At 33.6% G+C, this 24,313-nt stretch carries 12 protein-coding genes and 1 tRNA gene; 8 read left to right on the top strand and 5 right to left on the bottom strand.

All coding sequences use genetic code 11. The annotated features are described in order from the left end of the window. Positions 1–69: 69 nt before the first annotated feature. On the top strand, positions 70–1,353 hold the full coding sequence (gene serS, locus OXU93_RS04465) for a serine--tRNA ligase (RefSeq protein ID WP_267382710.1): 1,284 nt from the start codon (positions 70–72) through the stop codon (positions 1,351–1,353). 941 nt (positions 1,354–2,294) lie between these two features. On the opposite strand, the gene OXU93_RS04460 is transcribed toward serS, so the two are convergent. Together OXU93_RS04460 and OXU93_RS04455 are read right to left on the bottom strand one after the other, a co-directional pair. Further along, positions 2,295–3,446 (bottom strand): glycosyltransferase family 4 protein, encoded by a 1,152-nt coding sequence (locus OXU93_RS04460; RefSeq protein WP_267382707.1) that lies wholly within the window; start codon positions 3,444–3,446, stop codon positions 2,295–2,297. Positions 3,447–3,608: 162 nt separating this feature from the next. After that, positions 3,609–4,856, bottom strand: coding sequence for an MFS transporter (locus tag OXU93_RS04455; RefSeq protein WP_267382690.1), 1,248 nt, complete (start codon positions 4,854–4,856; stop codon positions 3,609–3,611). 1,539 nt (positions 4,857–6,395) lie between these two features. Between OXU93_RS04455 and dnaK the strand changes: the two genes are divergently transcribed. Beyond that, a complete protein-coding gene (gene dnaK, locus OXU93_RS04450) occupies positions 6,396–8,321 on the top strand; it encodes a molecular chaperone DnaK (RefSeq protein ID WP_267382689.1) in 1,926 nt (641 codons plus the stop codon). Positions 8,322–8,834: 513 nt separating this feature from the next. Here dnaK and OXU93_RS04445 read toward each other — a convergent pair. Then, positions 8,835–14,777 carry a hypothetical protein gene (locus OXU93_RS04445; protein ID WP_267382688.1) on the bottom strand — a complete coding sequence of 1,981 codons (5,943 nt, stop codon included), beginning with the start codon at positions 14,775–14,777 and terminating at the stop codon, positions 8,835–8,837. Between the two features lie 141 nt (positions 14,778–14,918). Between OXU93_RS04445 and OXU93_RS04440 the strand changes: the two genes are divergently transcribed. The 3 genes from OXU93_RS04440 (at position 14,919) to OXU93_RS04430 (ending at position 17,986) form a co-directional block, all read left to right on the top strand. Then, a complete protein-coding gene (locus tag OXU93_RS04440; protein WP_267382687.1) occupies positions 14,919–16,415 on the top strand; it encodes a Ycf66 family protein in 1,497 nt (498 codons plus the stop codon). Between the two features lie 71 nt (positions 16,416–16,486). Then, positions 16,487–17,092, top strand: a complete 606-nt coding sequence (locus tag OXU93_RS04435; RefSeq protein ID WP_267382684.1) for a DUF1517 domain-containing protein — start codon at positions 16,487–16,489, stop codon at positions 17,090–17,092. Positions 17,093–17,119: 27 nt separating this feature from the next. Beyond that, positions 17,120–17,986, top strand: a complete 867-nt coding sequence (locus tag OXU93_RS04430) for a hypothetical protein (protein ID WP_267382681.1) — start codon at positions 17,120–17,122, stop codon at positions 17,984–17,986. A gap of 1,063 nt (positions 17,987–19,049) precedes the next feature. On the opposite strand, the gene OXU93_RS04425 is transcribed toward OXU93_RS04430, so the two are convergent. Beyond that, positions 19,050–19,122: transfer RNA gene (locus OXU93_RS04425), tRNA-Ala, on the bottom strand. A 110-nt stretch (positions 19,123–19,232) separates the two neighbouring features. Here OXU93_RS04425 and OXU93_RS04420 point away from each other — a divergent pair. Together OXU93_RS04420 and cbiD are read left to right on the top strand one after the other, a co-directional pair. After that, complete coding sequence (locus OXU93_RS04420) at positions 19,233–20,126, top strand: rhodanese-related sulfurtransferase (protein ID WP_267382679.1); 894 nt, start codon at positions 19,233–19,235, stop codon at positions 20,124–20,126. Next, the gene (cbiD, locus tag OXU93_RS04415; RefSeq protein ID WP_267382677.1) at positions 20,123–21,259 is read left to right on the top strand and encodes a cobalt-precorrin-5B (C(1))-methyltransferase CbiD; all 1,137 of its coding nucleotides are present in this window, start codon (positions 20,123–20,125) and stop codon (positions 21,257–21,259) included. The genes OXU93_RS04420 and cbiD overlap by 4 nt, the downstream gene beginning before the upstream one ends. Before the next feature lie 113 nt (positions 21,260–21,372). On the opposite strand, the gene rpaB is transcribed toward cbiD, so the two are convergent. Further along, a complete protein-coding gene (gene rpaB, locus OXU93_RS04410; RefSeq protein WP_267382675.1) occupies positions 21,373–22,104 on the bottom strand; it encodes a response regulator transcription factor RpaB in 732 nt (243 codons plus the stop codon). Between the two features lie 229 nt (positions 22,105–22,333). Between rpaB and radA the strand changes: the two genes are divergently transcribed. After that, complete coding sequence (radA, locus tag OXU93_RS04405; protein WP_267382673.1) at positions 22,334–23,872, top strand: DNA repair protein RadA; 1,539 nt, start codon at positions 22,334–22,336, stop codon at positions 23,870–23,872. Positions 23,873–24,313 lie beyond the last annotated feature (441 nt).

Below are 24,313 nucleotides of genomic sequence, written 5' to 3'. Positions count from 1 at the left end.
TTTCAATACGTTGCCCAAAATCAGCTATCCTAACAGAGGAAAAATTCTAGTTAAAGGATTGAGTATTCTATGTTAGATCTAAAACAAATTCGAGAAAATCCAGAATACGTTCAAGAACGTCTAAATCGTCGCAGTAGTTCCAGTGAATATAATTTAAGCTCTATTTTAGAGCGTGATCGTGCATCGCGAGAATTAGAAGTGACTCGAACCCAATTACAAGCTCGTAGTAATGAAATTGGAAGACTCATTGGACAAAAAATTAAAAATGGTAGTCAACCCAAAGGGGAAGAAATCAAAATTCTTAAAACTGAAGGAAATGACCTAAAAAAACAACTAGGTGTATTAGAACCCCAAGAAAAAGAATTAAAGACTGAAATAGAAACTTTATTACTCCAACTTCCTAACCTTCCAAGTGACTCAACTCCCCTGGGCAACAATGAGACAGAAAATGTGGAAGTCCGCCGCTGGGGAGACGAATATTTACCGAAAATTGAAATTCTACCTCACTGGGAAATAGCTGAAAGATTAGGAATTTTGGAGGTGGAAAGGGCAGTCAAAATAGCCCAAAGTCGTTTTATTGCTTTGATGGGGACAGGAGCAGCCTTAGAACGTGCTCTAATCAATTTTATGCTGAATAGCCAACTAGAAGCCGGTTATATTGAGGTAATGCCCCCTGTCTTGATTAATAGCACCTCTTTAAAGGGAACTGGACAATTACCAAAATTTGCAGAAGAAAGCTTTAAATGCAGCGAAGATGACCTCTGGTTAACCCCCACTGCAGAAGTACCTCTAACCAACTTGTATAGAGATGAAATCTTGGAAGCGGAACAGCTTCCCCTAAAGCATTGCGCTTATACTCCTTGTTTTCGACGAGAAGCAGGGAGTTATGGAAAGGATACCCGTGGATTAATTCGCCTTCATCAATTTAATAAGGTAGAGTTAGTAAAGATTGTTCATCCTCAAACTTCTGAAGCAGAACATCAAACTTTAGTGGAAAATGCTGAAGCCATTTTACAGGCTTTAAAATTACCTTATCGAGTTTTGGAACTGTGTACAGGGGATTTAGGGTTTGGGGCAAATAAATGTTACGATCTAGAGGTCTGGTTACCATCATCAGGAACTTATCGAGAGATCTCAAGTTGTTCCAATTGTGGAGATTTTCAGGGAAGGCGAGCTAATATTCGCTTCAGAGAAAAAGGGGAAAAAGGAACTCAATATGTCCATACCTTAAATGGTTCAGGGTTAGCAGTTGGTCGCACCATGGCTGCTATTTTAGAGAATTATCAGAACTCAGATGGAACTATTAAGGTTCCTGATGTTCTACAACCATATCTCAAACGAGATATCCTTTAACTTCTAGGGAAGACACAAAATTTAATTTTTTGATAGTTTCAGCTCCTATTACTCTTGCTCACTCTAAGGATATTATTCTTATTTTTTACCTTATTTGGTTTATTAATTAAAAGGAGGTTAATAACATTAACATGCAATTTAGCAACCATCACGAATTTTATTAGTATCAATGACTTGTTACTCAGATGGACATAAATCTTTAGAACCTGACTACCTTTCTAAATTTTAACTTCCTTTAAGTCTTGATTAGCTTAAGTTTCTCTCCCGTCGGCTATAACTATATTGATTTATCCCTAAACTATTTGGACATCAATAGCACAAACTTAAATGATACGATTCAGGTATGTTACCAACTCTTTTATAGCTTTGGCCAAATTGTTAATATTTTAGTTAATCTAACTCTTCTCTTGACTTTATCCGATAGGATGTAAGTATCTTAATTGGCTTTTTCTAACTCTATCTCAGTATAATTTACGCTTATCTCACTCCGCGGAAGAAACTATCTCATTGATAGCTAAGACTTCATGGTGTCCGTATTCTGATATGACATTTTTTTATTTAGTTTCTAGTAGTTTAATACTAGTGGTTTATTACCGTTTGTTTACCAATTCCTTTCGGGATGTAATATATTAGTATTAATATATATTTAACTGGTAAGTATTTAATATCAGCTTTTGAAAATTAAAGTTTCAAAATTTAATTTTCTCTCTATCCTTATATTTCCCGAGTCTAGATTAACTTCTTACTGGGCTGATATCATCTTTTCTTCTAATTGCATTTAAAATGATACAATCATTAGAAGCTGTTGGTTATAATGACTAAGATTAACAAGATTTGAGGGCGTTAATTTATAAAATATCTGCGGTTAGTAAGCCTAGCCACACTCAAGATAGTAACCTATTGCTTTCTGAGAAAAAAATAAAGAGTTTTTTAATCAAAATTTAAAAGGAAGAACCCATAACAGTAACACTGGATTGTTGTAGAGCCTGAGTATATAACTGTTCCAGTTGATTAATATTATCACTAAGATTATATTTTTCTAAAACCCTTTTTCGTGCTTTCTGTCCTAAAAGTTGAGTAATATCCGGGTGATCTTGAAATAGAGGAAGTAACGTTTTTAACTGAGTCGTTACCCCTTGGGTATTAAGCACAATACCCGCCCCATCAGCCAAAACTTCCCCGTCAGCCCCCGCATCTGTTGCCACACAAGCTAATCCACAGGACATAGCTTCAAGAAGGGACAGAGACAACCCTTCTACTAACGAGGGAAGGATAAATACGTCAGCTCCCCGTAGGATATCGATACGTTGTTGTTCATCAGCAATAAAACCTAACCAATGAATACCATGTTCAGTTCCGTAAAACGGTTCTAACGAGGCTTTTAAGGGACCATCTCCCATCATGAGTAATTTACTTTTCGACCCCATGTTAGTGTGTTTCCACGCCTTGAGCAATGCCTCAACATTTTTTTCGGTAGCGATACGTCCCACGTAAATAAAAAGACGTTTGGCAAAAAACCTGGATTTAAGATAAGAAATACCAGGAGAGTATTTGTCTGTATGTACTCCATTGGGAATTACCGCTAATTTTTCAGGAGGAACTCCTAATTTAATTAGTAAATCTCGTTGTGACTGAGAAAAAACGATGACTCTGTCATAGTGAGCTAAAAACGGTGCATAAAATTGATAGGTTAAAAATTGAGTACTTGATTTAAGATTACGAAGTTTACTATCAAAGGCAGGATGAAAAGTTGCTATCAGAGGTAAATTGAGAATTTGACAAATCTCAGGAAGTCGAAAATCTAAAGGAGAAAGGGTCAAAGAAGCATGAACCAAATCGGGTTTGAGATCCTCTAAAGACTTTATCAAAATTTTGTTTGATCCTGGCGTTGGAATCGTATAAATCTGAGACTTATATAAGAAGGGAAGAAAAACTTCCGGACAATCTGGCCAATTAGATGTATGAACTTCTTCTTGGGCAAAATGAAGAAAACTGACGTTGTATCCTCGATCTAGAAGGGCATTGGTCACTTCCCGACCATAGGTAACATTTCCACAGAAAGGAGATTTTTTCCCTAGCCAAGCAATATGCATTCAGATAAAGAGATTTAATTAAGTTAAATAGATTAAATATACCGCAAATTTGCATTTGATAACATCAGTAGTCGTAGGTGAAATCTACTTATCTTAAAGCTAGATATTTGGAAATTAATCTATAGAAAAAATCTATTGAGTTGATTAATCAACTCAATAGATTTACAGGGAATATAAATCCCTTTCTTGTCCTAAAGCAAAACTGAGGGAATGTTTAAGACTCTTATTAGACTGACTGATAAATAATATCATGGCGATGATGGCCAAACTGCCGGCTAAGGCGAACATGGAACGATAACTTATCGTTTGTCCCAAAATCCCTAAAATTGGACCTGCTATGGCTAGCCCTAAGTCAAATCCTCCCATACATACCGAGTAGACTAGACCTCGTTCAGACGGAAAAGATCTATCAGAAATAAGTGAAATCATCATGGGAATTAGCATTCCCGCTCCTATTCCTTCAAAAATAGCTCCTAAGAGTAAATCTCTGGCACTTTGAGCTTTTGTTAAAAAACCCATAGAAACAACGTAACTAACCAAACTAATAGTGATAAATAGTCCCCTACCATAGCGATCAGATGCTTGTCCCGAAATAACCCGCACGATAAAACTAGCAACAGCAACAGTAGTATAGAATAATCCAGGACTTAATCCAAAAGCAGTTTCCCGTAAAAATAATGGTAAAAATACTATTAGTGTACCAAAGACTAATCCAATCAATAACAGAACAATAGTCGGAACCAAAATTGAGGGACTGCTTAACAACTGCTTAAAATTTCGAGGAGGTACCTCGGATATCGTTGAGTTTACGTTTATGTCACGATGACGAGGATTCTCCCGAATCTGAGAAGCGAGTAAATAACCCCAAAATCCTATACCAGCACTTATTAGGAAGAATAGCTGATATCCCTGATATTCCTTCAAAAAAGTTCCCATAGCTGGTCCGACTGCCATGCCAACTGGAGCCCCTAAACTCATATAACCTATAAGTTTACCTCGCTGTTTAATGGGAGATAAATCTGTGATTAACGCACTATAGCCGGTAGTAAAAGCCGCTAAACTAATGCCGTGAAAGGTACGAATAGCAATCAATAGATAAACTGACTTAACTAAAAGATAGCCGATAGGAGCCAGTGCAGTGATTAACATACCAATGCGAACTACTAATTTACGACTATGCCCATCAGCTAAGTATCCTAACCAGGTACGAGAGCCAATTAATCCAATAGCAAAACTTCCCATAACTAACCCAATTTGAGTCGTTGTCCCACCAATATCTTCAATGTAAACAGGCAGGATGGGGAGAAGACTAGTCAAGCTAGTCCAAAATAGTAGTCCTATACTAAATAAAAGTGAGAAGTTACGTCGTTTATCTCGGTCAAGAGCTCTAAAAGTATTAAGAATAGTCACGGATTAAAGTACGCGTGAGAAGAGGTCCTCTTAGTTATTCTTAACATATAACCATCATAATAATCCTAAAGGTTTATTTATAGAGATTTTAGTTTTTATCTTAGAACGACAGTACAAAAAGTATAAGAAGTTTTTAGGGTAAACTCTTAATCAAAAAATAACTTAGACTAGTTACTTCTATCTACAATTCCAGCAGTTGAGCGTTAGTCACTATCTTGAGTTAAAATAAGCTATTTGCAACTTGTAATAAATTTGTAGATTATTTCCAAGTCAGCCATAGTTATATTGATTATATATTTAGGCATTATAAAGTGATAAAAAATAGAAAATTGTTTGTTCATGGATAGAGTAATTATTCTTTAATTGAGGCAAAATAATTTAATATTATAGATACAGTCTAAGAGGACTATATTTTTCTACAAGAAATAAGTGCTCAAGTATACAGAAAAATAAACATTAGAAAAAGACTAATTCTGCTTCTAATTTTTATTTAGTTTAAAAAATAACTTCACAAAAAAATATATATTAAAATTTATACATATTAAGTTTAAATAATTTTAAAAAACAGTGTTATTTATCAGAAAATAACACTGTTTAAATATTTACTAAAAACTCACATTAGTTATTAACAATTAAATTGTATAGAAGAATTATATATACAACTTATTAATACAAGAAACAATTTAGGAATATTTTAGATTAAACATATAATAGCAAAAAACATTTAACTGTTGTTTAAAAATTTAATATATTATGAATAGACAATTTAAACAAAAATAATATAAAAGCTTTGCCTGTTGGATTAGCAAATAACCTTTAAATACACAAGTATTTTTAAGAACAAAACACTTATTTAAACATTGTAATTTATTTGAATTTTTTCTAGATATACTCAACTAATTCTGTCAATTAAACTTCATGTATTTTGCTATAAGCTGTGTCAGGTATTTGATTATACAAAAAACATACTACCATTAAAATCAAACAAAAATAGACAGAAATATAATATATTCTATTAAATTTATAAATTAAAAGCAAGTGTGTTAAAGCAAGCTAAAAATCTTGTTAGAATAATATATTTTTATAGAACAAATATTGATTAATAAAATACATTGTAAATTCCATAATTTTATCTATTTTAATTTTATATTTTATTAATTTATTCTATTTTAGTCTAAATAAAAAATTGTTTTTATTTAAAATATTTGAATAGGAAATATAAGTACTAGAGTTGATTAGATTTTTATTTAAATGTATAATTAACTGGGAATAAAGTTATCCATTCTATACGATAAAGATACGTTGTATCGTTATACTAAGTTAACTTGAACTTTTTGATTTTGTACTTTTGTACTTTTGTTTATATTTTCCACCCGTCATCTTAGGTTCGGAAAACTACACTACCTAAGACAGACCTACTGCCGTCACTATAGATATGGGTGACTGAACTTACTCAATGTAATCCCCAAAATATCATATGGTTTTTATTCAAGTTCAGTATCATTTTATTCTTATAGTTATCTTGGAGTTGCATCTAATATGGGCAAAGTTGTTGGAATTGACTTAGGAACCACCAACTCGTGTGTGGCGGTTATGGAAGGAGGGAAACCTACTGTCATTGCCAATACTGAAGGATTTCGTACCACACCCTCAGTGGTAGCTTATGCAAAAAATGATGATCGCTTGGTAGGACAAATTGCTAAACGTCAAGCGGTGATGAACCCCGAAAATACATTTTATTCCGTTAAACGCTTCATAGGACGTAAACACAGCGAAGTTAACACTGAAACCACGGAAGTTTCCTACAAAGTTAACAAAGACAGTAATGGTAACGTTAAATTAGATTGTCCGTCGCAAGGCAAGCAATTTGCCCCCGAAGAAATTTCCGCCCAAGTTCTCCGTAAATTAGTAGATGACGCAAGTAAATATTTAGGAGAAACAGTTACAGAAGCAGTTATCACCGTTCCTGCGTACTTTAATGACTCTCAACGCCAGGCAACTAAAGATGCTGGGAAAATTGCTGGGATTGAAGTTAAACGTATTATCAACGAACCAACGGCAGCATCTCTAGCTTATGGATTGGATAAAAAGAGTAATGAAACTATTTTGGTATTTGATTTAGGAGGAGGAACGTTTGACGTTTCCATTTTAGAGGTAGGAGATGGTGTTTTTGAAGTATTAGCCACCTCCGGAGATACTCATCTAGGGGGAGACGATTTTGATAAGAAAATTGTAGATTATTTAGCTGCAGAATTTAAAGCGAATGAGGGGGTAGACTTAAGACAAGATAAACAAGCCCTACAACGTCTAACGGAGGCCGCGGAGAAAGCAAAAATTGAACTGTCTGGGGTTACCCAAGCTGAAATTAACCTTCCTTTTATTACAGCTACTCAAGAGGGGCCTAAACATCTTGATACAACGTTAACACGAGCTAAATTTGAAGACCTCTGTTCTGACTTAATTGATCGTTGTGGGATTCCTGTGCAAAATTCGATGAAAGATGCCAAAGTCAGCAACAATGATATTGACGAAGTCGTCTTAGTCGGTGGTTCTACTCGCATTCCTGCCGTACAAGAATTAGTTAAAAAAGTTTTAGGAAAAGATCCCAACCAAGGAGTTAATCCAGATGAAGTAGTTGCTGTAGGTGCAGCAATTCAAGGAGGGGTCCTGTCCGGAGAAGTTAAAGATATCTTGCTCCTTGACGTAACGCCTTTATCTCTTGGAGTAGAAACTCTTGGTGGTGTCATGACTAAGATTATTCCTCGTAACACCACTATTCCTACCAAAAAGTCTGAGGTCTTTTCTACTGCACAAGATGGACAGGCAAATGTAGAAATCAGTGTTCTTCAAGGAGAACGAGAAATGTCGCGAGATAACAAAAGTTTAGGAACTTTTCGTCTCGATGGTATCCCTCCTGCACCCCGTGGTGTTCCTCAAATTGAGGTTACCTTCGATATTAATGCGGACGGTATTCTTAATGTAAACGCGAAAGATAAGGGAACAGGTAAGGAACAGTCGATTAGTATTACTGGGGCTTCTACCTTACCTGATACAGAAGTTGACCGCATGGTACAAGAAGCTGAGGCAAATGCTACAGTTGATAAGGAGCGTCGAGAGAAAATTGACCGTAGAAATGAGGCCGATTCTTTGGTCTATCAAGCAGACAAGCAACTCAAAGAACTGGGAGATAAAATTCCTGCAGCTGATAAAACTAAAGCTGAAGAATTAGTTAATAAACTTAGAGAAGCTATCGATAAAGAAGACGAAGAAACTATCAAAACTGTTATGCCGGATTTACAGCAACTTCTCTATAGCATTGGTACTAGTGTGTATCAACAAGCGGGTGGACAAACTCCTTCTGACAGTGCAACACCTGGAAGTGATACAAGTTCTGATCAAGATTCTGGTAGTTCTTCCAAAGGTGGCGACGATGTAATTGATGCCGAATTTTCAGAAACTAAATAACTCACTTCAAACTTCTCACTTAGTTTTAGTTTTAGAAACCCCGACTCTTACGAGTCGGGGTTTCTAATGTTTATTAAACTGAGACATCATACCAGTACCAAAAATAATAAATAAAATGTAAGTTTAAATAAAATTTAGGGAGATAAAAGGTTAGTTAATTTGATTTGCTAACTTATACTTTATAAACTGTATTTTATTTAATAAGTTAACAGTAAATCTAATCAAAAAAAATTACATTAAATATATTATGATTACAAGTATTTATATATTTGTCAATTCTTTATTTGATAAATTACTTGTATTTGTTTGATTGAAGAATTTTATTTAGATTTAAACAACTAAGCAACCTTGCTTTTTCAAGAAAATAACTATATTTGTATGACTTAATTGGACAGATTTTCAGTTAATAACAAATGGATTATTAATGTTGTCTATTGCCTACTTTAAATCCCTGATTTATGATTTTGAAAAAGCAATATTTGATTATAAATATAATTTAGTTTAAATATTTTATTAAAATTTGTTCTCATAACGGATAATTACTTCATTAAATGAGTAATCATAGGAAAACCGAATTAGTGAATCATCTTCAAGTTCATATACTTTTTCTAAGACAGGATACAAGCGTAAATTTCCCATTCCCCACTCTTTTCCTAGGTGATTAGTTGTTTCATTTAGCTCAAAAATCCAATCTTGTAAAAAGGGAAACAGTACAATTGCAACTTGGGGTAGTCCTGCTTCTACTAATTGGGCTGAATTTTGTTGTTGTAATTGCTCAATTAAATTAGGAAGTTGTGTCCCAAAAAGCGTTAGTAACTCACTACTGCTTAAACGAGGACTACTAGAAAAAGAAACAATAGGAGATTGTAGTAAGTCCCGAATTGAGTTGGCACCTAAATTATTGATCTGAATACAGTTAACTAACTGCCTCAATTTATTAGGATTAATTGCTGAAGTTTTGGGAATAGGGCGATAATTATCTGGTCTTAATTTACAAACTTCTTCTAACTTATTACCAAGATTAGGAAGTAACTGGTCAGCATCTCCTTTAATTCCTATAGTAATTTCTACTGATTGAGAGCGACCACTTTGAACAATATCATCGGCGACTTCGTTAGCATTAATTGTCCTTAAAGCAATATTCAATATATAAAGTTTAAATTCTAGATCTATATAGGGATTTAATAATCCTTTTTCTGGTAAAAAAGTAATAGTGTTTTTAGATTGACGAGGAATAAAAACGCGAGTTACAGGAATATTGACTTTTCCTCTATTGATATAAACTTTTCCAGACGGTTTTAGAGCAAGTAACCCTGGCAAAGAAAGACTAGTTAACTGACCACTTAAACTTAGATTACCACTAACGTTAAAACTAAATTTGGGATTAATATTTTTTTGCTCAATTTCAACTTCTTTAATTGAAACTATAAATTCGTTAATTTTTGGAAGAAGAATTACTTCTTCTGGGGAAATCATTCTTTTTATCCACTTTTCTAGAATTGGTGATTTTGTTTTTTTATACAAACTATAAATAAAATTAGGAACTACAATCTTTCCCTGATTTAACTGTATTTCTCCTTCAATTATAGGGCTAAAAACTGATCCCTTGATGAGAATTAAAGCATCAGCAATTCCTTGATATAAGAAATCATTATTTACTTGGTTTTGCGTCAAATTAATACTTAGAGGAATGGCACTATCAACATCTATAAATGATGAAGAAAACAAGGGTAGTATTCCTATAGCATTAATAGTTATCTCTCCTAACTTACCTATTAGCTTATTTACTTTAATTTTGCCATTTTGTAGGGCTACTTTCCCATTTAAGGTTAAAATATTTGGCAATAAATCGCTCTTAAAAATCATTGATTTCAGATCTAAAATTAGCATACTATTAGAATCAAAAATCACTTTTAATTCATCACTCATATTAATTTTACCACTTAGATCAATGTATATTTTTCCTTCTCCTTTAATCCAACTGACTTGTTCTTTAGTTAAAATTTCTAGTAAAGAAAAAGCCCTAGTTTCTAGTTGAATGTTAATTTTAAATCGATTATTATTATCCGTTTTAACAGGCAAAGAAAAGCGGGCATAAGCTTGAATAAAATCAGGCTCGTCTATTTTTAGTTCTAATTGTGCATTACTATATGTAAAATTACCTTGAAAATTTTGTCTAAGTAATCGAGCATTAATAGCCCCTTGTTTAAAAGAGAATATTCCATTTATTTTTGGTTTTCTTAAACTTCCAGTGAGATCTCCTACCAAATCAATATTACCATTAATATCCTCGGGAATAACTATTAAACTACGTACCGTATCTAAAGCAAGATTGTTAAAGCTAAAAGTTGAAGGTTGTAAATAAAACTGATTATTATCATACGTTAAACTAAGATTAGCTTGAATCAAACTTTTGTTAAGCTCAATAATAGGATTTATGTTAATAGTTCCATTTTCTAATTTTCCTGTAATTGCTAACTTTTTAAAATAAATTACTGGAGAACTTTCAAGGACAAACCCTAGGGGATTAACAATAGAGGGGGTCGGTGCTTGAGAGATCCATTCCCAATTTTTTCCCTCAAATTGAAAAGTTATTTTTGGAACTTTAAAAGTTCCAGATAGAAAAATTTTTCCACTAAACTCACCTTTAATATCTAATTCTTGCGGTGAGTGCCTAGCTTGTTTTTCTATAGCAATTTCTTTGATATTTTTGTCATTTTCCCACAACTGATTAACTTGTTCTGAAAGCCGAGTATTTATTTCCCCAATAGATTGAGGAATCACCTGCTTAAAATGTGATAGAGAATATTTTTTAGACTGCAATAATCGCAAAATACTATCAAAATCATAAATTTTTAGAACAGTTAAAAAATCTTGTATATAACCTTTATTTACCTTTAAACTTCCTTGAATTTCTCCTGTTATTAACCCTATTTTCCCATTGATTATGTAGTCATTTTTTTCTGATTTTATGGTTGCTTTTGTTAAAGTAATATAGTCATCTTGATAAATCCAATTAACTTGTAAATTATTTTTAAAAACTTCACCTAAATTAATATCAATAATGTCTAGTTTACCTCTACTTTCAAAAGTTAACAAATCAATTTCTAAATCGATATTTATTTTCCCTCCTAAATAGTCAGTCAAACCATAATTACTAATTGGAGACAGTCTTAATTGTTTTAAAGGAAAGTTTTGAACTTTAGCAACTAGGCGAGCATCTTGACGATTTCCTTTAACAGTAACTGGGGAAGAGTTTTTATATTTTTGACTTATATTAAAGGATTCTGGAATGTAGGGAAATAAATATTTTTGTTGTGTAGAAGAAGTAAAAACAGTAGCAATAACATCTTTTTTTCCTCGTAAATCAAGAGAAATTACTTCTCCTGCTACTAAATTAATTTCTCCTTTTAAAATAGATTCAAAATTCAGTTCATTAAATGTAAAATCTAATAAATCTAAGTTGCCTTTTAATTGAAGATTGTTCTCTAATAAAGAAGATGTCAACAAATTTTTACCTGTTAAACTACCTTGAAATTTTCCTTTTCCTGCTAAATTAATGGTTTGAGGTAAGAGCTGTCTATTAAGAGTTATTTTATTTAAGAATTCTGTGATAGGTATAAATTTTAAATCAGCTTGTGTCTCAATATTTAGGCTGACAGAAGCAATATCAAAATTATCAATAAAATTAGTCAGAGTTATATTTCCGTTAGCTCTTATGTTTTGTTCTCCCGTTTTTACTACTATATCAGTAGCTTGGATAGGAATCATAGAGTCAGGTGACAATAGCGATTCTAAAGTTCCTAACAGATTAACTTCTGCATTAATTGGCATTGGCTCAGTTATTTTTGAGAACAATAATTGATTTTTTAAGATTGACAAATCTAGTTGCTCAGCAATAATATTAGTTTGCCACTGATTATTTCTCAATTTAATTGATGTAGCAATTTCTTTTTTTGCAATTCCGAGTTTTATCTGAGCATTTCCTTGCACAGTATTAAAGTTAAAAGCTAGTAAATCTGACAAGTATCCTGTTAAATTAACATATGTCTTTTTTACTTTAATAGGAATAGAAACTCTGGGTACAAGACTAGAGATTGATAAGGGAGTAGCTATCGCATTAACAGTAATTTTTCCTTGGTTTAACTTACTAATAGCTGTAACGGTTCCATCAGCAATTTTAAATTGCGTGTTGGCATTTACTTGAAAGTCATCAACATTAGAGGTCTTCCTAAAAAATAGTAGAGACTGTAGACTTCCTAAAAAGTTAATTCTACTATTAGTTAATAGAACAGGAACTGGTAGCTGAGAGATAAATTGATTGAGAGATAACGATTCTAGCTCAGCAATCCCTTGAAAAATACCATTTTGCCAGGTTGTTTCAGTCTTGAAAATGCTCTTAGCTATTTCTATTTCTAAATCAGAATTACCTTTAATTGCATCAATATTAATTGAAGATTTCTGTAAAATTTTTTCTATGTTTCCTGACAAATTTAAATAAAATTTTTTCAATATAATTGGTGTAACAACATCAGTAACTGGTACAAAACTTCCTATAAGTTTTGTACCAGTTACTGATGTTGTAAATTGAGCTTGTTTTAATTGAGTATTAATAACAAAATTACCATTATTTAGCGCAAAAACTAAGTTAGAAGATAAATTAATAGATCTTTTCCAAAATTTGTCAAGGTTACCTCCTATTCTAATATTCACAGTTTTTATAAAAATATTATTAAAATACTTTCTACTTTTTGTATTACAGATGACTGAAATAAATGGAGTTAAATCCAAAGAACTAGAATTTAGATGAGCTTGCCATTTCTTATTTTTTAAATTTCCACTACCATTTATAATTATTTTTCCTTTTTGGGTCACTAACTCTATATTGTTAAGAACAATATCATTATTCTGTATCAAAAACTTACCTTGACTTATAATTTTAGTGTTGGTAGCATTTAAATTTCCAGTTGTATTCCATTCTATAAAACCTTTAGGATTAGCTAATCGCCCTTTTATATTTCCTTGTGCTTTTAGACTATTTAAGTTTATTGTCACTGGTAACTTATAGTAATCATTTACTAGTCGTTTAGTTGGTAGTTTAGTATTGAAATCTAATTCAAAAGGAATATTTTCCCAGTTAATTGATTTTCCACCAGTAATAGATTGACTTATTTGATGTTTAACTATACCTTTAGCCGTAATTCTTCCTCCAGCTTCAGGGACAATAGATAAATCTTGTAACAAGAAATAATCTAAATTACTTTGAAAGTCAATAGTAATTTTTTTTATTTTAGTATGAGCAATTTTTATTAAATCTATGTTTTCTATCTTCCCCCTTAATAAAGGAGAATTAAACATCCCTATTAAACTTAATTGTGCTTGTAATTCTCCATCGATTTCTACGGGAAACTTAATTGGATTAATTGCCTGAATATTATTCCAGCTTAATCCACTAATATTAGCTTCTAGATTATATCCAGTATTCCAACTATATTGGCCAGATAAACTAGCATTAATATTCCCTAAACTTGCCTGCGCATTTTTAATTAATATTTTTTTATCTTGAAAAGAAACATTCGCAAAGGCTTGCAAAGGCTTGTCAAACAATAAAATTTTACCTTCGACATTTTCTAAGTAAATGTTTCCTTTAGCCTTAGTTTTAGATAGTTTATCAATAGAAGGAAAATTAATATTTAAATCTGCTTCAATATCTCCTTGGTTTAATTGAATAGGAGAATTGATAATAAGAGGTGTTAATTGACTAAAGTCTAATTTAGTAATAGCTAATTTTAATTGACTTTCCTTAGTTTCAATAACTGTTTCTCCTTTGAGAGAAATTTCACTACCAAGTAATGCCAAATTAATATCGTAATCTAACTTTGATTTTGTAATTTCACTGTATCTTACTTGTCCAGTAAGAGTTGCCATTAGTAAATTATTTGTCTTTTTAGGAAAGATCTTAATAGCAACATTTTTAGTGTCAAAAATAAGGTCTAATTTTAGAGGAATAATCTCATCTGTTATCTCTCCCTTTAGTAAATCTCCTTCAGAATATTGATGTAACTCAATTTCAACATCTTCAGGTACAATTTTAATCACTAAAGTTCTTTTTAAGAGAATAGCTATGGGATTAAAATGAACAACAGTACGATTAGCAACGAGTTGATTAGGATGATCAGGCGTTTGTGGCACAGAAGTAGAGCCCAAATACAGACGAGTCAAAGAAAAGCCATGAAGTTCATCAATATTGACAGGACGATTAATCAGATAACTAACTTGTTTTTCCAGCCAAGGAGGAAGATATTTGTGAAGAAAAAGACTTAACCCTGTGTAGCCAATGATAATAATGCTTACAGAAGTAAGTCCGATCGCAACATTATAAGGTTTTCTAGCTATTCTTAGCAGATGACTCAAATAGTTGGACGGAGAATTAGGAGGAAGCGGCGATTGACTCATAGAAGTTTCTTAACTATAAAAAACATCAAGTGTGAGGAGACAACCGCAGTCAAGGAATTTGCTAACTAATCTAACTTACTTAAGTGGAAAACTGGTAAGTGAAAAACTGGATCGTGAATCCAATGAACAATAAGAGGCAAGATGCCTCACAATAATAAAGAGAATACCCAAGGAGTAACCCATTCGATGTTGGCCTACATCCTAGCAATTGTCATCGCCTTCACTAGCATAAGTTTGTATTTATCAGCTTTCTTGTTACCTAAATTGCATCGTCAAGACGATTTTCTTTGGAGTGGTGTTGGTCTATTTTATGCCCTAGTTTTATGGATATGTGCTGAGCGCATCACTGGTGGAATTTTATTGGGACAGTTAGCGGCAGTTATCTTGGTAGTATCTTTCGGATGGCAAACAGTGCAGTTGAGACGGGTAACTGCTTACCCCGAAAACCAAACTGCTCTAACTGGTTTTTCTGTTCTACGTTGGGTGAAAAACCGTTTAGGATTCCAAATAAACTCTACTACTACGAATAATACTCCATCCCCAATAATAGAGACAGGAACAGACGGGAAAGAACTCTTGACAAGAGAATTTTCTCAGCCAGTCTCTAAAGAGATATCTACTGAAGAAAAAGCCTTTCTAGGAATAGAAGAGACCTTTATTCAAGAGTCAACAGAAGGATCCGCAGAAGAGTCAACAGAAGGATCCGTAGAAGAGTCAACAGAAGGATCCGTAGAAGAGTCAACAGAAGGATCCGTAGAAGAGTCAACAGAAGGATCCGTAGAAGAGTCAACAGAAGGATCCGTAGAAGAGTCAACAGAAACGATTTCCTTAATAGAAGAAACAGAAATTAGAGAAACCTCTTCTGAAAAAGTATCTGAATTGTTAATTTCGGATGAAGAACTTCCTTCATCCCTACTGATAGAAAAACCAACAGAAACTCCCATTGTAGAAACCGAAACCAAATCCGGATCTTCCACCCCCGTTGAATTAGAACTTAAAAAACATAAAAAGAAAAACTTCCCCTTAATGTCCTCTTTAAGGTCTCTATTTAAGTTTAGAAACCTGAACTCTCAACCACAGCCAGAAATAATTACTAAATCATCTAATCGACAGGAATTGGATGTCAATAAAAAAGAAGACTCGGAAAAGTCTGACATTTTGAATAAACCTGAACCATTTGAAGCAATTTCTAAAAATACAATAGTTGTAGAAGATGAAATAACAGAAATACCAGAGGAACAAGACAAATTTGCGACTCAACAAGTAAAGGAGAATAACTTTGATTTTTCAGAACAACCTAGAACAATAAAAACAATCCTTGAAGAGACAGAAATTACACCAGAAATAAACCAAAAAACTTTTGAGATCGAACAATTACAAGAAGATACACAGGAAACTTTAAAAGAACCTGTTTTTTCGGAGAAAATCAGCCGAGAAGAATTTGAAAAAATACTAACGATGGGTACAGATGATCAATCTAAAACAGATGAATCTCTTACCAGAAAAGACTTACAAGAGATTAAATTAGACACGGACAGTCTTGAAACAGAATCATCTTCTTTCGATCTGTTAGAGATGTTTGCTCAAGACCAAGAAGAAGACAAACAGTCAGATGGAAATAATGAAAAATCAAGTTAGTTCTTAACAATTATATACTGAAAATTTTCCTATCTCTCTTTCAATTATCTATAGTAAAGGAAAATACTATCATGAGTTCTTTAGGTAATCGCTTTAATAAGTGGACAGGGAAAAACCGTTTTGTAGTCTCTCGTATTTTCATCCATCTTGCCGGAGATGAAGTCGCCACTCTTTTAGGAGTTCTTAACAATACTTCTCAGGAGGCTCTAGAATCCGAAGGCGATTTAGGTGTGTTAGGAGAATGCTTAGCTATTATCTGCGAAAAAATCCTAGAAATGTCTATTTATTGGCGATCAGCGGCCAATGAAGGGGATGTTTTTTGGAAAGAAGAAGAGGCAGGGGATTATATAACCGAATTATTTACTGATTCTGCCCAACGTTATCTCAGTGGACCAGAGTTTGACAGTTTTACCAGTGATGCAAATACCCCTTTGTCCCTTCCTATGACTAGTAATGTAGTTGTTATGATCATAGTAGCCTTTAAAGGTGAAGCGCCTGAATTAGAAACTAATTTAGCTGATCGCTTAGCCTTAGAAAAAGGACTTAAAGCCCTTATTAATCTCAATTATCAAGGGGTTTTAGAAGCGATACAAATTCACTTTTCCCCCGCTCAGTTGGGTGACGAACTTACTAATGATCAACTATTGCTTAATTTTTCAGAACTCGTTTATTTATGAACAATCCTAATCTAATAATCTAAACCTATGTCACGTAGATTTATTACTATTTTAATGATCGTAGCTCTATGTTGGACGACAGTAGCCTGTGGTTCGTCAACAACTTCGACTCAACAGTCTTCTCCCACCAATAAGAGTTCACTAGTTATTTCTCCTAACCAAGTAGATAAAGGAACTTATCCAGTACAACAGGCAAGCTATGATGATGCAGATGGCACCTATACCCTGATACTGTTAAATACACCTCGAGGAAAATCTTCTGTCTATCAGACTGCTGACTTACAAATGGCACAATTGACAGATGAACAAATCGCTAATGGGGATAAAACTTCGGTCGAAATTACCGGAATTAATGACGCTATTATGTTCCTCACCAAAGACTTTAAAATTGAATATGTTCATACCGTAACTGAAACCCAAACTAACCCTCAAACTGGACAACAGCAAACCGTAGTAGTGCATAGGGAATCCAATTTTTGGACACCTTTTGCTGGGGCGTTAGCGGGTCAAGCAGTAGGAAGTTTACTATTTAGCCCTCGCTACTATGTTCCTCCCATGTATCAATCAGGAGGTATTATAAGGGGATATGGCGGTCACGGAAACACTTATACTCAAGCAGTTGATAGCTACCGAAGCAAATACAATGCTCCTCCGGCAGCTGTAAAAAATCGTAAGATACTACGGACTTCAGGAAATCTAAGACGATCTTCTTCAACCTCTTCAACCCGTAAAAATTTTCCTAATTCTACCAAATCAAGTGGTTCAGGGATAGGCTCGAGTCGGCTAAGAACCTCTGGAAGGTCTAAGCCAACTACCCAACGGAGGAGAGGTTTTGGTAGCAGTTATCCTCGGTCACGTTCTCGTTCTCGTAATTTTAGTGGTAGAAGACGCTGACACTCTAACTTTTAAGCCATAACTAGTTTTCAAGCCTTTCCCTAAAAAGGAGAGGCTTAATCCTTCATGACGTTAGAGATAACAGTATAAAGACTTTATGATATTTTATTTCAGCTAAGATCATCAATCCCACGAGGTATAAATAATAAAAAATTTATTTTGGGGCTTTACTAAACTATATTTAAATAGTTATGCCAAACTTTTACACTTAATTGTTTACGAAAAAAGACAAGGCATAATAAGATTAAGAATAAAGAATAAAGAATAAAAAATAATTATAGGTAAAAAATATAACTTGAATAAAAAAATATAATTTAATTAAAGAACAATAGTTTTGCTAAATAGCGTATGAATTATAACTGCTATAATAGGGTGAAAAATACTTTTATTTTTTACCCTATTATAGGAAATTTTTAGATTCTTTTATACTACTAATTACAGTCCTGAAAAACAAAAATATTATAGATTGTAATATAACAATAACAGAAAAATAGATATTTAGATTAGTTGTTTTAAACAGTAAAAATTTTACTAGTTCGATTATTGAAGAAAAGTATCTTATAAGTTAATATAACTAAATTTTATATTAACTTATAAGATACTTTTCAGTAGACTTAATAAGTAGTAATTAAAACTTCTTGTTAAGTGATTATTTATCGTATAAGTTTTTTTATTTTCGATATTTCTATTTCTTTACAAGAAATAATATCTTAATTTTTATTTTTAATACAATAATTTTTCCACCTAATCTCAGCATATATATATGAATTTAACTAAACAGAGAACGACTTTCTTCTGGTTTTTGTTTTGTCAGTGTTTATAAAGAAAAAAGTTAACAGTCACTAATACATTGTCATATTAGAGGGAACCATTATCTTTTTAAATTAAGGAGTTTTAACGATGAAGAAAAGATAATGCACTATTCCTAAAACTTAAATATCTATATTTACTTAAAAATCCTAATAGTTACGGCAACATCTAATCAATACTCTTTGTTCTGTACTATTATTTGACACCTAGTTAGTCAAACATCGGGCTAAATTGTAAAAAAAGAACAACTAAATGGAGGTAAGCGGACTTGAACCGCTGACGTCCTGCTTGCAAAGCAGGCGCTCTACCAACTGAGCTATACCCCCATATCATCTTATCAGATAGACAATTCATGAAAAGTTTCCAAGAACTTGTCCACCTCGTTATTATACACATAGAATCATTAAAATGACAAGTTATTTCAAACTACCTTCCTATGAATCAAATCGTTGCCACCTTCTATAAATTTGTGACATTAGCGGATTTTGAAACAAAGCAAAAACCATTACTAGAATTTTGCTACCAGAAAGCCATTAAAGGCACAATCCTATTAGCCAAAGAAGGGATAAATGGAACCATTGTGGGATCTCGTCACGGACTTGATGCTGTAATGACTTACTTACGTTGTGATCCTCGTTTAACTGACCTAGAGACAAAAGAAGCACCTGTAGATTATTTACCGTTTGAACGAATGAAAGTTAGATTGAAAAAAGAGATTGTTACTCTAGGAGTTCCAGATATAAATTCGTTTGAAAAGGTCGGGACATATGTTGACTATAATGACTGGAACCATTTAATTTCTGAACCAGATATTTTAGTCATTGATACCCGTAATAATTATGAGGTCGAGATGGGAAGCTTTAAAGGAGCAATTAATCCTAAAACTAATTGTTTTCGTGAATTTCCTAATTATGTTGCCCAAAATCTTAATCCATCTCAACATAAAAAAGTGGCTATGTTTTGTACAGGGGGGATTCGTTGTGAGAAAGCCACTTCTTTCCTAATTAGTCAAGGATTTAAGGAAGTATATCATCTCAAAGGAGGAATTTTAAAATATCTAGAAAAAGTAAAAGCAGAACAAAGCTTATGGGATGGAGAATGTTTCGTTTTTGATAAAAGAGTGGCAGTTAAACATAATTTAGAGAAAGGCAGTTATGAAATATGTCTTAGTTGTGGTCATCCAATTTCTGAAATAGATAAATTATATTTAGAGTATGAAGAAGGAGTATCTTGTCCTAACTGTATTTCCAATTTATCTTTAAAAAAGATAGAACGCCAACGAGAAAAACAACGACAATTAAAATTAGCTAATCAACGAAATAAACAATGATTAATGAATCTCTTCGTTCTGGCTATACGTTACCTGTATTTGCTTGTGCATCAGCAATTGCAGCTTTAGGTCATCTTCAAAAAAAAGATATTAATAATACTGTCTCTGTGGATTTAATTAAACCGTCTAAAGTAGTTGATATTCCAATTGAACAAGTAGCTAAAATTAGTTTTAATTCGGCTTTAGCCATTACAAGAAGTGATCCAGGAGACAATTTAGATTTAACCAGAAATACTCCAGTTTGGGTACTAGTTGAATTAGATAAACACACTCAAGTAGATGTTTGTAAACAAATTTTGGTTAAAGGAGGCGAAGGAATTGGTATTCAGGTTAACAACAATGGGAAATACGCTATTTACTCTTATGCAAAAAAAATATTACAGGAAAATCTTAAAAAATATCTCAAGCCAACGGAAAGCATTATTGTAACTATTATTTTACCGCAAGGAAAAAAATTAGCTAGAAGAACATCTAATGAATCATTTGGAGTAGTAAAAGGACTTTCTTTGTTAGGAACTACTGGTATTTCTAGACCCTTAACTGCTGCCAATCAGTTAACAGCATATCAGAAGGAATTAGCTGCTAAAGCTAAACAGTTTAATAGTTTAGTATTTTGTTTGGGGGAAAATGGTTTAAGTTTAGCAATAAAACAAGGAATAAATCCCAAAAAAGTAATTAAGACCGCAAACTGGTTAGGACCTTTATTAGTAGCGGCTGGATTTCAAAAAGTAGCTTATATTCTACTGTTTGGCTATCATGGCAAATTAATTAAATTAGCTGGCGGAATTTTCCACACACATAATAACTTAGCTGATGGAAGATTAGAAATCTTAGTTGCTCATGGAGTGAAAATGGGCTATCCAACTATTAGGTTGCAACAACTTTTAAAAAGTTCTACCACTGACAATGGATTAAAATTATTACAAGACTATGATAAAAGAATGGAAAGCAACTGGACTGAGAAAATATATCAGTCTATAGCTCAAACAATTGATCAAAAAAGTCGAGCTTATATTCGTAAACATACTAATGTCGATGTAAAAATAGGCTCAGTTTTGTTTGGAGGTGACCGCTCTATCATTGTTAGTAGTAACTACGGAAAAATGATTATGAGCAATGAAGTCTGCAAGTAGCAAAAACATCGGATGAAATATCCGTACACAAATTAAGCAATTAGCTTTACAAATTAGTTAGACAAAAATTAAGTATTTTGTTCCCGCCAGAGCTTTAGCTTGACGGGGAGCAGTCACAACTCTTCTCCTAACTCTAAAATACGTTGAAAAAGATAGCCAGTTCCCCTCGCTGTCAGAATCAACTCAGGGTTACTCGGATCATCCTCTAATTTTGCCCTTAGACGGGAAATATGAACATCAACTACACGGGTATCCACATGACGTTCTGGAGTATATCCCCAGACCTCCTGTAGAATTTCTGAACGAGAAAAAGGTTCACCTGAGCGACTAACCAACAACTCTAATAGACTAAATTCCATCCCCGTCAAGCGGATGCGTTCGTCTCCTTTGTAAACTTGACGTTTGTTCGTATCAATTCTAATTGATCCGATATAAATAACCCCTGAACTGGGGATTCCTGAAGTTCCATTTTTATCAGCCCGTCGTAATACAGATCTGATTCTTGCTTCTAATTCCTTAGGAGAAAAAGGTTTGACTACATAATCATCAGCTCCTAACTCTAACCCTGTAATACGATCAGCAACATCTCCCAAAGCAGTTAACATGATGATAGGGATATCCGATTCTTTGCGTAACTCTTGACAGACACCATAACCATCAAGCTTAGGCATCATGACATCCAAAACAACTAAATCAGGATCGGCCTTATGAAAAGTATCTAAAGCTTCTTCCCCATCGGCAGCTGTGACCACATCGTAACCAATCATAGATAAACGAGTTTCTAAAATGCGACGGATGCTGGCTTCATCATCAACAACTAAAATTTTCTCTTTATGAATTTCCAATTTGCCCAATACTCCTTAATGTAAAATTTCTGACTTTTAAGTAACATAGCGATATTTCTAGAATATCGCTTTCCCATTATGGTGAACTCAATAAATATGGATCCTCTCCCCCGTAGGGACGATTGTAAATGGAATACTGAAACAGTATACCCCCTATCATTTTCTAATTATCTTGGAGTCTAACTAGCTAGTTTTTTAAGTTTTTTTAACCTTTCTTAAAAAAGACATTATGGTAAAATCTCGAACCATTCATGTTTGTAATACTTGTGGTGCAGAATCTCCTCAGTGGTTTGGTAAATGCCCTAGTTGCGGAGTTTATGGGACTTTGGAAGAACAAGTTATTAACTCTAGTCCATCAGGAAGTATTTTACGAGGAGGATGGCAATCTAACGCCCGTTCGCAGACTTCTCTACCTGCACACCCTAAACCTCGAATTTCAGTTCCATTTTCGGCAATTACCCAAGAGGAACAAATTAGGTTTCCGTCGGGATATGAAGAATTAGACAGAGTTCTCGGTGGGGGTGTGGTTCCTGGTTCTCTTGTTTTGATTGGAGGTGATCCAGGAATTGGGAAGTCCACTTTACTGCTACAAACTGCTAACCAATTATCCCAAAGATTACCTCGAATTCTCTATGTATCCGCTGAAGAATCAGGGCAACAAGTGAAATTAAGGGCTTCCCGATTAGGGGTTAAAGAAACAACAACGACCAATGACTTTGACAGTAATAGTCAAGAACTCAAAGAATCAAAATCAGTAAATTCAGAGACAAACAACACCCGTGCGAACCTTTATGTTTTACCAGAAACGGATCTAGAAGAAATTCTGAGAGAGTTAGAATCATTAAAGCCACAAGTTGCTGTTATCGATAGCATACAAACTCTTTATTTTGCTGCTTTAACTTCAGCCCCCGGCTCAGTTGCCCAAGTCCGTGAGTGTACTTCAGCGTTGATGCAAGTAGCTAAACGAGAGAATATAACCCTACTAATTGTTGGTCATGTAACTAAAGAAGGCGCGATTGCTGGACCAAGAGTGCTTGAACATTTAGTAGATACAGTTCTATATTTTGAGGGTGACCGTTATGCTTCCCACCGTCTTCTCAGATCTGTTAAAAATCGCTTTGGGGCGACCCATGAAATTGGGATTTTTGAAATGGCTGAACATGGGTTGGTAGAAGTTCTTAATCCTTCGGAATTATTTCTAGGCAATCGTGATGAATTTGCCCCGGGAACTGCTACTGTAGTCGCTTGTGAAGGAACCCGTCCTTTAGTGGTAGAATTGCAAGCATTAGTTAGCCCTACGAGTTATTCTTCCCCTCGTCGTTCCACTACTGGAGTCGATTACAATCGCTTACAACAGATTCTAGCTGTCTTGGAAAAGCGGGTAGGTATTCCATTATCGAAATTAGATGCTTATGTTGCATCTGCTGGTGGGTTAGGAGTAGAAGAGCCAGCTGCTGATCTGGGAGTTGCGATTGCTGTAGTGGCCAGTTTTCGTGACCGGGTAGTTGATCCTCGCACCGTCTTGATTGGTGAAGTAGGATTAGGGGGACAAGTTCGGCTTGTGTCCCAAATGGAATTACGTCTTAAAGAAGCAGCTAAGTTAGGCTTTAAGCGGGCAATTGTGCCTAAGGGTCAGACTTTTGCTGATGACATAGGCTTAGAAATCATTGCGATCAACAAAGTGATTGATGCTATTATCGCTGCAATTCCACCCCAACATAAAGTTGAAGCAGGAACACAAGATATTAATGAAGACGAAGAAAATTAGCATTTTCTTCGTCTTCTATTATTCCAGCTTTATTAGCTGTTGGACATTGTTTATTTAAAGAAAAATTTATTTAAAAAAAATTTAACAGGACAAATAATCTGATCTAAAATTAGATGTTAAAATTGAGTACTGTTATGTTAAATGCATTCCATTAACAAAAAAACTACAATAATAATTGCCTACAATCTGTTTATTATCTTAAATATAGAAAATCATATCCCTCTAGTATTAACACAATTTAAAATTTATTAACTTAGTTTGTAAATGTTTTTAGGATTATTTACATAATAGTAAAATACTTATTGTGCTGGAATATTTAATCGATAAAAATATTTTATTTTTGAAACTGTCCACTCTAGACATACAATAAAATATTAGTTTACTCAGAAAATAAGAAAGCTAAGGTTATCTTATGTATTACTTGATATGATTATTATTTAA

It is taken from the genome of Cyanobacterium sp. uoEpiScrs1, assembly GCF_947331815.1.
Lineage (GTDB): Bacteria > Cyanobacteriota > Cyanobacteriia > Cyanobacteriales > Microcystaceae > Rippkaea.
Note: the sequence above shows the minus strand (reverse complement) of the source record. Positions and strands in the feature narration are given on the sequence as shown.

Coding starts and splice junctions, on each gene's coding strand:
- serS (WP_267382710.1), top strand. CDS start 70: ATGTTAGATCTAAAACAAATTCGAGAAAATCCAGAATACGTTCAAGAA.
- OXU93_RS04460 (WP_267382707.1), bottom strand. CDS start 3,446: ATGCATATTGCTTGGCTAGGGAAAAAATCTCCTTTCTGTGGAAATGTT.
- dnaK (WP_267382689.1), top strand. CDS start 6,396: ATGGGCAAAGTTGTTGGAATTGACTTAGGAACCACCAACTCGTGTGTG.
- OXU93_RS04445 (WP_267382688.1), bottom strand. CDS start 14,777: ATGAGTCAATCGCCGCTTCCTCCTAATTCTCCGTCCAACTATTTGAGT.
- OXU93_RS04440 (WP_267382687.1), top strand. CDS start 14,919: ATGCCTCACAATAATAAAGAGAATACCCAAGGAGTAACCCATTCGATG.
- OXU93_RS04435 (WP_267382684.1), top strand. CDS start 16,487: ATGAGTTCTTTAGGTAATCGCTTTAATAAGTGGACAGGGAAAAACCGT.
- OXU93_RS04430 (WP_267382681.1), top strand. CDS start 17,120: ATGTCACGTAGATTTATTACTATTTTAATGATCGTAGCTCTATGTTGG.
- OXU93_RS04420 (WP_267382679.1), top strand. CDS start 19,233: ATGAATCAAATCGTTGCCACCTTCTATAAATTTGTGACATTAGCGGAT.
- cbiD (WP_267382677.1), top strand. CDS start 20,123: ATGATTAATGAATCTCTTCGTTCTGGCTATACGTTACCTGTATTTGCT.
- radA (WP_267382673.1), top strand. CDS start 22,334: ATGGTAAAATCTCGAACCATTCATGTTTGTAATACTTGTGGTGCAGAA.